A 13,018-nucleotide genomic window follows, 5' to 3' on the forward strand; every position below is an offset into this window, starting at 1 on the left:
GCGTGTAGCATCGCGGGGCGGACGTGCTGCACGGGCTCGGCGGTGACGGCGACATCAGAGGCGAGGTGCTGTGAGCGAGGGGCAGGCACGGGGTACCGCGTCTGAGCGCCGGACCAGCGCCCGCCAGGCCTTGCGCGAGAAGAAGCACACCACTCTGCGCGACGAACAACGTCTGCTCACCGGCCGGCTGCTGATCGACGCCGGCCTCACGGTGTTCGCCGAGAAGGGCTACGCCGCGACAACCGTGGACGACATCGCGCGGACCGCGCAGGTCAGCCGGGCGACGTTCTACCTCCACTTCGACAGCAAGACCTCGCTCCTCGCGGAGGCGGCATCGGGGCTGCGTGACTGGGCCCCGACGCTGTACGGGCGACTCGACGGCCTCGGCGACATCACACGCGGCCAGGTCGAGGAAGTCGTCACGGTGCTCTTCGAGCACTGGCGGGAGAACGCCCGGCTGCTCACCGCGCTGATCCAGGCCGAGGCGGCGGAACCGGAGGCCTTCGGCCCGATCCTGCCGTCCATGCACAGCACGGTCGACCGCGCCTTCCCGAAATATCTGAGCCAGTTCCGAGGCCGCGACCGGCAGATCGCCAGGACGAAGCTGACGATGCTGGAGGTTCTCACCTACCGGTTCATGTACTACGAGTTCGGCACCCGCCCGTTCCCCCGGACCGTCAAGGTCCAGGTCACCGCGATGACGGACATCCTCTGGTCGACTCTGCGGCAGCGCGTCTCCGGGACCGCCGACTGACGGTCCCGGAGACGTCGCGTCCCGTCAGATGACGTCGGCGGCGGCCAGCTTCGCTATCTCGTCCTCGTCGATGCCCAGCAGCTCGGTGAGGACATGAGCGGTGTCCTCGCCGTACAGCGGCGCCCCACGGCCGGTCGGACCACCCGCGTGGACAGGGGTCCGCGACAGCCGGATCGAGGTCTCCGCCACCGGCCAGCGGCCCAGCTTGGTGCTCTCCAGCTCGGTGAGCCACTCCAGATGCCGGAGCTGGCCGTCGCGTTCGCAGCGGTCCTGCGCCGATTGGCACACCCCCGCCGCGACCCCGGCGGTCTGCAGCGCGTCCATCAGCGCGTAGGCGTCCTGGTCACGGCTCCAGGACTCGACCAGCGTGTCGAGCCGGTCCTGGTGCGCCAGCCGGCCCTCCAGGGAGGAGAAGCGCGGGTCCTCGGTCCACTCCGGCCGTCCGGCGGTCCCGGCCAGCGCGGTCCACTCCTCGTCGGTGAAGCACGCGATCGCGATCCACCGGTCGTCTCCCGCGCACCGGTAGATCCCGTGCGGGGCGGCCGGCTTGAACGGCGACCGGTTGCCGAACCGCTGCCACGTGCGGCCGTTGGCCGAGTGGTCCAGCACCGGGATCTGGGTCAGCAGGATGCCGGCCTCCGTCTGCGAGGCGTCGATCCACTGGCCTTCGCCGGTCTCGTCCCGGTGGTAGAGCGCCGACAGCATCGACAGCGCCATGGAGTACGCCCCGAACCAGTCCAGGTAGGAGTAGCCCCACCCGGCGGGCGGAGCCGGCTCAGGGATGCCGCTCATCTCGGACACCCCCGACAGCGCGCCCGCTATCGGCCCCAGACAGCGGAAACGCCCGTACTCGCCGATCGCCCCCAGCCCGGACTGCTTGACGTAGATGATGTCCGGGCGCAGCTCCCTGAGCACGTCGTAGCCCAGGCCCCAGCGTTCGAGGACGCCGGGCGAGAAACCCTCGGCGACGATGTCGCACCGGGGCACCAGGGCCTTGGCGATCTCCAGTCCCCGCGGGTCCGCCACGTTGAGCGACAGGCCGCGCTTGCCCGGGTTCTTGTTGTTGAACTGTCCTCCGATCGCCGGGTCGCGCAGGGACTTCAACGGCCCCGTCGCCCGGTCCCGGGCCGCCCGTCCGCCCTCGGGCACGGTGAAGCCGCGACCGGTGTCCGGATGGGTCCGCCACTCGATCTTGAGGACGTCCGCCCCCATGGACGCGAGGAACCGCGTGGCGCCCGCGGACGCCAGGAACCAGGTGAAGTCCAGGATGCGGACCCCCTGCAGGGGGAAGGGCTTCCCGTGCGCGGACAGCGCCGGCGGCGTCTCGGCGTACGTGCGGCGCGGGTTGGTGCGCGCGGGTGGCCGCTCGTCGAGCAGGGCGTTGTCCTCGCCGAGCAGGGGGGCGCGCCTGCCGGGCCGCCACGAGCCCCTCGTGGAGATCCACTTGCTGACCGGGTAGCGGAAGGCACGGCCCAGTTCGGGGTGGTCGACATCGGCGAAGGCGCCGCGCCCCAGCCAGTGGCTGTCCTCGGCGTTCTCGTGCGGCTTGCGCACCGGCGCCCAGAACAATCCGTCCGCCTGTGCCTCCCGCCATGGCAGGTTGTCGTAGGTGAACCGGCGGGTCAGGCGTTGGACGATCTCCGTGGCCGAGGTCGCGTCCGCGGTCGAGCCGCCGATCGCGCGGACGGTCTCCGTCTTCTCGTCGCCGGGCTGGGGCAGGCCGTCGGCCAGGCCGTACTTCGCCATGAACGGGCGCAGCCTGTCCCCGTCGCGTGCGCCGAGCGACATCGCCAGCAGCCAGCGGCCGTCCTTGCTCTGGGCGATCGACGGCGGGGTGATCTGCGGGCTGGCGTGCCGACAGGTCTGCCGGTAGAGCTCCTGCCGGAGCATCACCCAGTTGGTGACGTCCAGTTCCGTGTTCTTGGCGACGGCCTCGTGCACGGCGACGCCGACCTGCTGCCCGCGGCCGGTGCGCTGCCGGCTGATCAGCGCGGCCAGGACGCCCATGGCAAGGTGCTCGCCTCCGATGTGGAGCGAGTGCCACACCTGCGGCGCGATCGGCGGCAGGTCGTACGCCATGTCCGGCTGCGGGTCGTAGCCGCAGTTCATCGGGACGCCGCCCAGTGCCAGCGACACCAGGTCCGATGCCTTGTAATGGGCCCAGGGACCGGTGTCGCCGAACGGTGTGATGCGGCCGTGGACGAGGTGGTCGAACCGGTCCGGGTGGATGCCGTGCCCGGCGAGGAATCCGCGCGGGCCGGAGTCGACCAGGACGTCGGCCGACGCCAGCAACCGGCGCAGCCGCTCGGTCCCGGCAGCGGTGTCCAGGTCCAGGACCACGGAGGCCTTGCCCCGGTTGTAGGACCAGAAGTGCAGGGACCGCTCAGGGCCGGGACGGTCCTCGTGGAACGGTCCGATGCGTCGGCTGGGGCAGCCTTCCGGCGGTTCGACCTTGACCACGTCGGCGCCGAGGCCGGCGAGCAGCAGGGCCGCGTACTCGCCGGTCTCGTCGCCGAGTTCGACGACGCGCAGCCCGCTGAGCGGTCCGGGCGCGGCCGACGGACCCGGGAGGTGTGGTGCGTGCATCCTCGACTCCACTTCGGTCTACAGCGGGATGTCGTAGAGCTTGGCGGCGTTGTCCTGCATGATCTTGCGCAGGTTCTCCGGCCCCACCTGGGCCAGTGCCTCCGCGGAGCGACGGACCGCCTCGGGGTGCAGGCAGGTCGGGTGCGGGAAGTCCGTCTCCCACATGATGTTGTCCGCGCCCAGGTAGTCCAGCAGCAGCGTCGGGCCGGCCTTCTCGAACCAGAAGCAGGCGTACACGCTCTGGCGGAAGTTGTCGAAGGCGGACGGCACGTCGGGGGCGGGCGCGTCGACGAAATCCTCGAGGTTCTCGTAGTCGACCCGCTCCAGGACGTAGGCCAGCCAGCCCATCCCGCTCTCCACCGAGACCCACTTCACGTCGGGCCAGCGCCGGGGGACATCACTGACGACGAGATTGGAGACGAAACGTGAGTTCGCCAGCTCGATCTGGACCGAGTTGACCGGCTTGTGGGCGCGCGGCGGCAAGGAGGGCCAGGCGGCGGAGGCCATCCGTGATCCGGATCCGGCCACCGGCACCGAGCCGACGTGGATGTTGATCGGCAGCCGCAGGTCGGTGATCACCTCGTAGAACGGGTCCCAGTCGGGGCGGCCCAGGTCGGGCAGGCCCGCCTGATGCGGTTCGCCCGACATGGTGACGCCGTGCAGCCCGAGTTCCTGCTTGATGCGGATGGTCTCCTTGACCGCGAGCTGGATGTCCCAGAAGGGCAGGACCGCCTGCGGGTAGAGACGGCCGGGACGCTCCGCGGCCCACTCGGCCATCGCGTCGTTGTACGTGCGGACGATCGCGTAGGCGAGGTCCTTGTCCTCCAGGGCGACCAGTTCGCCCATCTGGAAACCCATGATGTTCGGGTAGACGATCTGCGCGTGGACGCCGAGCTGGTCCATGAACGCCGCCCTCGCCTTGGCGTCGTAGGAAGCCTCGTGGATCTCGTCCCAGAGGTTTCCGTGTTCGGTGATGTCCAGGGCGAAGTAGCCGATCTTGTTGCCGTCCTTGCGGACGAAGCTGATCCCGCCGGCCGGGAAGATCGGCTTGTCGTCCAGGAACCAGAACTGGCCGCGCTCCTCGGTCGGCCGCACCTTCGGCACCCGGTCCCGGTAGGACGCCGGTGCCCGGGAGGTCCACAGGTCGTGCGGCTCGGAAAAGTGGGTGTCGGTGTCGATCAGTTTGAGCCCGGCCAGCACATCCGGGGCGGAGCCGGCGAGGCCGGTCGATTCCACTGTCATGGCTGGTTCCCTTCGCTGTGGGTGGTTGGGTGAGTGGGTCTCGGTCGGTCGTGGGATCGATGGCCACGGGGACGCCGCATGCGGCACGGTCGGTCGTGCGGTCCGGCGGGTCGGGGGACGGGCCGAAGAGCGCACCGGTGGCCCGCACCTTCGTGCCGATCGACCGACCGGACGGAGGGGCAAGGGATGTGGCGAAGCGTCAGAGAATCGGTCACCGCCGGTCCGGCCCCCGTAACGGTGGGCCCGCCCGGGCACTACACTGCGTGTATGAGTTCCTTGAGCCCGCTCCAGGAGCAAAAACGCCAGTTCGCGCGCAACCGACTGATCGAGGCCGCCCGCGCGGTGTTCATCGAGCGCGGGTACGCCGCCACGACCGTGGATGACATCGCGGTCGGCGCAGGCGCCAGCCGGGCCACGTTCTATCTGCATTTCGAGAACAAACCGGCCGTCGCCACCGAGTTGCTGTCGGCGTATCACTCGATCACCCTGGACCGGTACCGTGACCTCGATGCCATGCTCACGTCCTCCGTACGGGACAAACGGACAAGGCTGCGGAGCTGGGTGGGCAGTTGGTTGTCGCTCTGGCGTGACAACGCCGCCCTGTATCACGCGATCATGACCGCTCAGATGATCGACCCTCAGCTCGAAGTGAGTTCGGTCGCGAAGTCGGTGTGTTTCATCGACGCTCTGGAGAACTTCCTCGCGGCACAGTCGCCGGCGGCCCGCAAACGGATACGGGACCGGGGCATCGTGCTCGAACAGATGACACGCACCGCCTTCGCCCTGACCACCCGCGACGTCCTCCCGGTCGACCAGAACGCCGTCGTCGAGTTCGTCACCGACATCTGGGCCGGCGTACTGCTGGTGGCGCCGAACACGCGACGCTGACCCGGTCAGGCCGTGCTGGACTCGTAGGTGATCGGGGCGAGCACGGGGATCTCCCGGGCGGCGGGCAGCACCTCCCGCGCGAACAGCCTCATGCTGCGTTCCGCGAGTTCACGGCTCATGGAACCGAACTTGAACACGAGCATGAACTCCTCCGGATGGAAGGCGTCGGCAAGTTTCCTGATCTTGTCGAGGCACTGCTCCGGGGTTCCCCAGATGTGGTTGTCGAGGTAGGTCTGCTTCATGCCGCCGATGAGCTCGGAGCGGTTCGCCTTCGCCTGGGCGGCGTAGTGCTCGTAGCCCTTGACGTCGGCGAAGTGCTGTCCGCCTATCTCGTACTCGCGCACCGCGGTGTCGACGTACTCGGGAATGTACTTCTGGGCGAGGTCGTAGGCCTCCTGTTCGTTCTCGGCGCAGAGGACGTTGAGGTGCATGCGCGGCCGGGCCGGCGGCAGGCCGATCGCCGCCCGTGCGGTGCCGAACTCGCCGAGGTCGTGGGCGTACTCCGACAATGCCTTCTGCGGGATCAGCAGCGGCTTGAGGCCGTGCGAGGCGCCGATCGGCGCGGAGGACGGGCTGCCCCAGGAGAAGTGGAGGTTGTCCAGCAGCGCCTGGGCATCACGCGGACGCGGACGGACGGTGACGTCGTGGAAGTCGTAGATCTCGCCCTTGTAGGAGAAGCACTCCTCGGTGATCGCCAGCTTCACGATCTCCACGCCCTCCCGGAACCTCTGCCGTGATTCGCCCATGTCGATGCCGAGCTGCTGGAACTCGCGCCGCGCCGCCCCTCGCCCGAAACCGATGAACGCCTGCCGGCCCCGCAGCGCGTGCTGGAGCATGATGATGTCCTCGGCGACCCGGATCGGATGGTGCCACGGGAGCACCACGACCATCGTGCCCACGTCGATCCGCCGGGTGGCCCCCGCGAAGAAGGTGAGCAGCTGCAGCGGATTGGTGACGAGTGTGTACGGGGTGACGTGGTGTTCGATGGTCCACAGCGAGTCGAAGCCGAGTTCCTCGACGAGCAGCCCGAGTTCGAGCTCCTCCGCGAAGATCCCCGCGTCGACGGCCGGCTGGACCGGAGGCACGCTGTGGCCCTGCTCACGGGCCTCGTAGCGGTCCCAGTCTCCGTAGTTCTGCGCGTACAGGGACACACCGATGCGCATGGCGTCCACTCCTTGTCGTCTTCGTCGGATGCTGTGCGAGAAATCTCGGGGCGGTTCCAGAGGGTGCTGACGGCTTCGTCCTCCCGCAGGGGCCGGGGCGTCTCGCACAGGTCAGGTGGCGATGAAGACCGACTTGGTCTCGGTGTAGCCGTCCAGTGCGTCGATGCCCTGTTCACGGCCGAGGCCGCTCTGCTTGAAACCGCCGTACGGACGGGAGTACTCACCGAGGCGGTAGGCGTTGACCCAGACCGTGCCGGCGCGCAGGCGGGGGATCATGCGGTGGGCCCGCCTGACGTTCTCGGTCCACACCCCGGCGGCGAGGCCGAAGGGAGTGTCGTTGGCGATCCGGACGGCGTCGTCCTCGTCCTTGAAGCGCAGTACGGTGCCGATCGGCCCGAACACCTCCTCGCGGGCGATCCGGGCGTCGTTGCCGACACCGGTGACCAGGGTCGGCCGTACGAAGTAGCCATCGGTCAGCCCGGGATCGAGAGCGCGCTCACCCCCGGTGAGAACCGTGGCCCCGTCCTGCCGGGCGACCTCCAGATAGCCCATCACCTTCTGCAGGTGGGAACGGGAGGCCAGCGGTGCTATCTGGGTGCTCGCCCGCATCGGGTCGCCCAGGCGCAGGGCCGCCGCCCGTCGGCTCAGCTCGCCGAGGAAGTCCTCGCCCACACTGTCCTGGACGAGGATCCTCGAACCGGCCAGACAGGTCTGGCCGGTGGCGCTGAAGATACCGGCGATCACCCCGTCGACGGCCGCGTCGAGATCGGCGTCCGCGAAGACGATGTTCGGTGACTTCCCGCCGAGTTCCAGGGACACCCGGGCGCCGCGGTCCGCGGCGGTCCTGGCGATGTGCCGCCCGGTGTCGGTGGCCCCGGTGAAAGCGATCTTGTCGACCAGCGGGTGTCCGACCAGCGCCGCGCCGGTGGCGCCCGCTCCCGTGACCACGTTGACGACACCCGGCGGGAAGCCCGCCCGCATGCACAGCTCGCCCAGGCGCAGCGCCGACAGCGGTGTGACCTCCGAGGGTTTGACCACCACGGTGTTGCCCGCGGCCAGCGCGGGGAACAGTTTCCAGGCGAGCAGTGTCAGCGGACTGTTCCACGGGGTGATCGCGGCCACCACCCCGATGGGCTCCCGCACCGTGTAGCTGGTGATGTCCGGCAGGTTCGACGGCGAGGTGTAGCCGACGGTGCTCTCGGCCAGGCCGGCCATGAACTCCGCCAGGCCGGCCAGTTGCCGGCCGGTGTGCCCCATCTCCGCCAGCAGTTTCCCGTTCTCGTGCACCTGCAGCGGTCCCAGGACGTCGGCGTCCGCCAGCATCAGGTCCGCGAGCCTGCGCAGGAGCGTGGCCCGTTCCACCGGCCGGGTCCGGCTCCAGGGCCCCTCGAACGCCGTGTGCGCGGCCCGCACCGCCCGGTCCACGTCGCCGGCGGTGGCCAGCGGAGCCGCGCCCCATTCCGCGCCCGTGTACGGGTACACGCAGGGGAATGTCTCGCGGTCGGCGCCGTCGACGAACTCACCGCCGATCAGCAGCCGGTAGGGCCGGCCGGAGTCGAGTTCTCCCTGCCACGGCGACTGAGTGACTGCTTCGGCTGTCGGCATCCGCTTCTCCCCTTCTTGTTCTTGTCGTTCCGGTCGGTTCACGCTCTTTCCGCCGGCCCCGGGACCGGGGCCCGGGACGTGCCGAGGCTTGCGGCGGGCCGGTCCGGCCTGTCCGGGAGTCAACGGGACGGCCGCGGTTCGCGGCTCAGCACGGCCCCGGACCCATGGCCGAGCAGGCCGGTGGCCACGACGACGTGGCGGGCGTCGCGGACCTGCCGCGGTCCCGCCCGGCCCTGTATCTGGAGGGCGCCCTCGATCCAGTGGCCGATGCCGTGCAGCCGTCCCTCGCTGAGGTTGCCGCCGAAGGTGTTGACCGGAAACGCACCGTCGATCTCGATCCGGCCGTCCTGGATGAACTCGAAGGCCTCGCCTTCCTTGCAGAAGCCCAGGCCCTCCAGCCAGAAGTAGACGTCGGGTGCGAACCCGTCGTACAACATCGCCGCGTCGATGTCGGAGGGCCTCAGCCCGGAGGTCCGCCACAGCGATTCGCCGATCGTGGCGGCGGTGTGCCGGCACTCGTCGAAGAGTTCCGGTCCGAGGGCACCGATCGGCGACGGGGGCGGGCCCGGCGCGAAGCCGGCCTGTCCCAGCCCTGTCACATAGGCCGGCGGATGCGGCAGATCCGCCGCGCGGTCCGCGCGGGCCAGCACGACCGCACCCGCTCCGTCGACCGGGATGTCGCAGTCGAGCAGGCACAGCGGGTCGGCGATCATCCGCGACCCGAGATAGTCCTCGACCGTGAGCGGGGCGTCGTGGAAGTACGCGTGCGGATTGCGGTTCGCTCCGTTGCGTGCGGCGACGGCCAGGGCGGCCAGGTGCTCTCTCCGCGCGCCGTACAACTTCAGATAGCGCATGTAGGCCAGGGCGAACGCGATGGGAGCCCCGGTGTATCCGTAAGGAACCGAGTAGGCCGAGTCCCCCCGTGCCTCGCCGGATCCGTGGGTGCTCTGGTAGCTGCCGGTGCGGGGCATGTGCAGCGCTCGCCAGACCACCGCGTACCGGCAGCGGCCGAGCGCCAGAGCCATCGCCGCCTGCTCGATCGCGGTACTCACATTGCCGTACTGGGTCTCGGCCCACCAGCGAACGCCGGTCAGCCCCAGATGCCGGACCAGCCGGCTCACCCCGACCGTGCTCCAGCCGTCGGCGTCCTCCAGGCCCGGAGCGCCTCCGGGGTACATCGGGAAGGTCGCCGCCCCGTCGATGTCGTCCAGGGTCAGGCCCGCGTCGCGGACGGCTGCCCGCACCGCGTCGGCGGCGAGCAGGCCGAGCGGCCGCTCCAGTCTCCGGCCGATCGCGGAATGGCCGACACCCACGACGGCGACCTGGTCACGTTCCTCGAACATCCGACACCTGCTCCAGCCTGAACTGCAGAACCGTCTCGTCGCCGCGCGGTTCGAAGGCGGCCACGACCGGTAATCCGATGTCCAGCGCGTCGATCTCGTACGCGCCGACGAGATTCGTCGTCAGCAGGAGGGACGGCTGTTCCTCCAGGGCGACCGCGACGACGACATAGGGAAGGTCGTCCTGGAACCCGGCGGTCCAGGTGCGGCGGACGACCGTGTAGGAGTGGATCCGGCCCCTGCCGGCGGTCTCGGTCCAGCGGAACGTCTCGCCGCGGCAGGCGGAACACAGCACCGGCAGACGGCGGTGGAGCCGTTCGCACGTGGTGCATCGCGCCAGGACGAGCCGTTCCTCCCGCAGGGCCGCCCAATGGGGCTGGTCCCCGGCTCCCGGAACGGGGACGGGTTTGCCGGCCGCCGGTTCCGCCTTCCCGTGCGGGCGGGTTCGTGCCCCGGTGTCCGCCCGGTTCGCCCGTCCCTGCCCGTCCACCCTCAGCCCGTCCCCCCTCATGAGGCCGCCTTCTCGGGCCGTGCCGGCAGGGCGAGGCTGCGGAACACACTGCCGTGGAACACGAGCGGAGCGACCTCCGGCCTCGCGCGCACCGCGATGAGACGGAGCAGCGCTATCGAATGGTCTCCGCCCGGGTACTCGGCTTCGAGTTCGCATTCGAGCCAGGCCGTGGCCCCGTCGACGAACACCGCTCCGCCCTCGCTCTCGTGCCACCGCACGCCGACGAAGCGGTTCTCCGCGTTCTGGGACAGGGCAACACAGGCACGCTCCTGCTCGGAGGCGAGCACGCTCACCCCGATGTACGGCCGGCTCCGCAGTTTCGGCCAGGTCCGGGAGGACCTGCCCACACAGAGCGACACGAGCGGTGGATCGAGCGACACCGATGTGTACGCGCTGGCCGCCATCCCGATGGGGCCGTCGTCCCCCTTGGCGCAGACCGCGGTGACCCCGCTCGGGAAACAGCCGTAGGCATCGCGGAGCGAACGGTGGGCCAACTCGCTCACGGACTGCAACTCAAGATGCATCATCGCTCCTCGGTCTCCCTGTGCCCACTTCGTCGTGCGGCCCTCCAGAGCGGGCCGACAAGGCGGATCAGCCCTTCGCGTGACGAACCAGGAAGGAATCGATCCGGTCCAACGCCGCGCGAGCGGCCGGATACGGAGCCGTGTCGAACGCGTGATCACCGCCGGGGACGATCTGCAGTTCACAGTCGACACCCGCCGTCCACATCCGTGTGGCGAGGAACGTGGTGTCGTCCCGTACGGAGTCGGCCGATCCGACGGACAGCAGCGCCGGCGGAAGCCCCGCGAGATCCGCGTACAGCGGTGACACCTCGGGGTCGTGGCGCGGCACCGTGCGATCCGGCAGGTACTGGTCGGCGAACCAGTCCAACGCCGCCTTGCTGATCAACGAGTGCTTCGTGAGGAACTGGCTCGGCGTGCCGGTCACGTCGTAGTTGCCGTACAGGAGATTCGCCGCCACGACGCGCCCCGGGTCGGTGCGGTGCACACGCAGCAGCGTGCACAGGGCGAGGTTGGCGCCCGCGGACTCTCCGCCGATCAGCACCCGGCCGCTGCCGAACCTGTCCTGGGCCGTGTCGAGCACCCATCGGGTCGCCGATTCACAGTCGTCGAGACCGGCGGGAAACGGGTGTTCGGGCGCCAGCCGGTATTCGATGCTCACGACGGTCAGATCCAGTCCGCGGGCGATGGCCTCCAGCCTCGCGTCCTGATCCGCCGCCGAACCGATCGTCCAGCCGCCGGCATGGCAGTGGACGTAGACGGCGCCGGGCCGCACGGCCGGGAACACACGCACCGCGACTCCCTCCGGGGTCGTCGCGGTTGTCGCGATGGGGCTGACGTAGCGCAGGGGTTCCTGTGCCGCGCCGAGGTCGGCGCGGAGCCGGGCGGCCGATTCCGGAGGAAACGACCACCCTATGGCTGCCATCCCCGCCGCGGCCTTCCCGTTGTACTCAAGGGCGGCCTCATCCACGGCCGGGCGAAGGGTCGTCGCATCGATCCGAGATTCTGGCATTGCGCACCTCACCAATGCGGTTGTCGCGCGAGAGAGAGATGAGAGCGAACTGGCCGGTTGCGGCGACGGGTTCCTCCGCGGCCACCGCGGTCGGCACCGCCCCGCGGGTCGGCTCCTGCCTGCCGCCTCTTTCCAAGCCAACGTAGTGAACGGCCCACAGGCCGTCAAGAATCGAGACGAAAAGATTCTTCGCTCAACACCCTGTCTCGCGAGTGATCCGCCACGAGGGTGCGCGTCAGGTCCTCGCATGCGGCGGACAGACGGTCGGCGCAGGTGTGTGACGCCCTTCGTGGGTTTCCCGCGCGCTGTGCGCAGGCACTGCCCATCTATTAGTGAAATGATAGATTCTTTTTTATGATGGCAAAGATACCCGGACGGGCGGGCGGCGGGGCCGATGCCGCGACGCCGCACGTCGACAACCGGATCGCGTTCGGTGCCGTGGCCTTCGGCGACGCCCGGCAGATGGCAGCGCTGGAGGAACATCCCATCGACTCGCTGTGGGTGGGCGGACACGTCGCGTCCCGCAACCCGTCATCCGAAGCGATGATGAGCCTCGCACGCCTGTCGGCCGTGACCGAACGCGTACGGATCGGGACCTCGGTCCTGCTGCTTCCCCTGTATCCCCCCGCGATCGTCGCCAAGCAGACAGCGGACCTCGACCGCGCCAGCGGCGGGCGGCTGACTCTCGGCGTAGGTGTCGGCGGGGAGTATCCGCAGGAGTTCCGCGCCTGCCGGATACCGATCCACGAGCGCGGACGGCGGGTGGATGAGGCGATTCCCCTTCTGCGTCGGCTGTGGAGCGGTCGTTCGATCACCCACGACGGCGCCTTCTACGCCATGGAGAACGTCCGCGTGCATCCCGCGCCCGTGCAGCCCGGCGGCCCGCCCGTCGTCGTGGCCGGGCGCGGAGAGCGGGCGATGCGGCGTGCCGCCCGGATCGGCGACGGGTGGATGCCCTACCTGTACTCCCCGCGCCGGTACCTGGCCTCGGTTCGGACCATCCGGCGGATCGCCGCCGAGACGGGCCGGGAGCTCACCGGCTTCGGCTGGTACGCGTTCGTGTTCCTCGACATCGATCCCGACGCCGACCGCGCCCGCGCGCGGCTCGCCAGAGGCCTGGCCGACACCTACGGCCAGGACTTGCTGCCCATGCTCGACAGCGTCGCCGCGGCCGGCACGGCATCGGCCGTGGCGGAGAAGGTGAAGGCGTTCGTGGCCGCCGGGGTCCGTCACTTCGTCTTCCTGCCGACGCCGGTCCTGACGGGTGATCTCCGCGGTGCCGAACTCGTCCTACGGCGACTTTCCGACCAGGTGATCCCCGAAGTCCGCGATGCCGCGTCCGCCCCGGTCGTCCCGCCCCGTTGACGGCCGCCGGGCGACTCCCGCGCGCGGAGGG

11 protein-coding genes are annotated in these 13,018 nt (G+C 69.8%); 3 read left to right on the forward strand and 8 right to left on the reverse strand.

Translation table 11 applies throughout. The features are described 5' to 3' along the window. Positions 1 to 70 precede the first annotated feature (70 nt). A complete protein-coding gene (locus tag ACZ619_RS29050) occupies positions 71 to 754 on the forward strand; it encodes a TetR/AcrR family transcriptional regulator (RefSeq protein WP_469604931.1) in 684 nt (227 codons plus the stop codon). A 24-nt stretch (positions 755 to 778) separates the two neighbouring features. Here the strand turns inward: ACZ619_RS29050 and ACZ619_RS29055 are convergent, their stop codons facing one another. Next, positions 779 to 3,340 carry a CaiB/BaiF CoA-transferase family protein gene (locus ACZ619_RS29055; protein WP_469604933.1) on the reverse strand — a complete coding sequence of 854 codons (2,562 nt, stop codon included), beginning with the start codon at positions 3,338 to 3,340 and terminating at the stop codon, positions 779 to 781. Between the two features lie 18 nt (positions 3,341 to 3,358). Further along, positions 3,359 to 4,582 (reverse strand): amidohydrolase family protein, encoded by a 1,224-nt coding sequence (locus tag ACZ619_RS29060; protein ID WP_469604935.1) that lies wholly within the window; start codon positions 4,580 to 4,582, stop codon positions 3,359 to 3,361. Between the two features lie 267 nt (positions 4,583 to 4,849). Here ACZ619_RS29060 and ACZ619_RS29065 point away from each other — a divergent pair, with 267 nt between their 5' ends. Beyond that, positions 4,850 to 5,470: a TetR/AcrR family transcriptional regulator gene (locus tag ACZ619_RS29065; protein ID WP_469604936.1), complete on the forward strand. Its 621-nt coding sequence runs from the start codon at positions 4,850 to 4,852 to the stop codon at positions 5,468 to 5,470. A gap of 5 nt (positions 5,471 to 5,475) precedes the next feature. Here the strand turns inward: ACZ619_RS29065 and ACZ619_RS29070 are convergent, their stop codons facing one another. The 6 genes from ACZ619_RS29070 to ACZ619_RS29095 form a co-directional block, all read right to left on the reverse strand. Continuing rightward, positions 5,476 to 6,633 (reverse strand): LLM class flavin-dependent oxidoreductase, encoded by a 1,158-nt coding sequence (locus tag ACZ619_RS29070; protein WP_469604937.1) that lies wholly within the window; start codon positions 6,631 to 6,633, stop codon positions 5,476 to 5,478. Between the two features lie 111 nt (positions 6,634 to 6,744). Further along, positions 6,745 to 8,238 (reverse strand): aldehyde dehydrogenase, encoded by a 1,494-nt coding sequence (locus ACZ619_RS29075; protein WP_469604940.1) that lies wholly within the window; start codon positions 8,236 to 8,238, stop codon positions 6,745 to 6,747. A gap of 119 nt (positions 8,239 to 8,357) precedes the next feature. After that, on the reverse strand, positions 8,358 to 9,581 hold the full coding sequence (locus ACZ619_RS29080) for a thiolase C-terminal domain-containing protein (protein WP_469604942.1): 1,224 nt from the start codon (positions 9,579 to 9,581) through the stop codon (positions 8,358 to 8,360). Then, positions 9,565 to 10,089, reverse strand: a complete 525-nt coding sequence (locus ACZ619_RS29085) for a Zn-ribbon domain-containing OB-fold protein (RefSeq protein ID WP_469604945.1) — start codon at positions 10,087 to 10,089, stop codon at positions 9,565 to 9,567. Before ACZ619_RS29085 ends, ACZ619_RS29080 begins: the two co-directional genes overlap by 17 nt. Continuing rightward, on the reverse strand, positions 10,086 to 10,616 hold the full coding sequence (locus tag ACZ619_RS29090; protein ID WP_469604948.1) for a flavin reductase family protein: 531 nt from the start codon (positions 10,614 to 10,616) through the stop codon (positions 10,086 to 10,088). Before ACZ619_RS29090 ends, ACZ619_RS29085 begins: the two co-directional genes overlap by 4 nt. 64 nt (positions 10,617 to 10,680) lie before the next feature. Further along, positions 10,681 to 11,535 (reverse strand): alpha/beta hydrolase, encoded by an 855-nt coding sequence (locus tag ACZ619_RS29095; RefSeq protein WP_469604949.1) that lies wholly within the window; start codon positions 11,533 to 11,535, stop codon positions 10,681 to 10,683. A gap of 441 nt (positions 11,536 to 11,976) precedes the next feature. Between ACZ619_RS29095 and ACZ619_RS29100 the strand changes: the two genes are divergently transcribed. Beyond that, positions 11,977 to 12,987 (forward strand): TIGR03619 family F420-dependent LLM class oxidoreductase, encoded by a 1,011-nt coding sequence (locus ACZ619_RS29100; RefSeq protein WP_469604952.1) that lies wholly within the window; start codon positions 11,977 to 11,979, stop codon positions 12,985 to 12,987. The last annotated feature ends 31 nt before the right edge of the window (positions 12,988 to 13,018 follow it).

It is taken from the genome of Streptomyces sp. NPDC104367 (assembly GCF_055583825.1).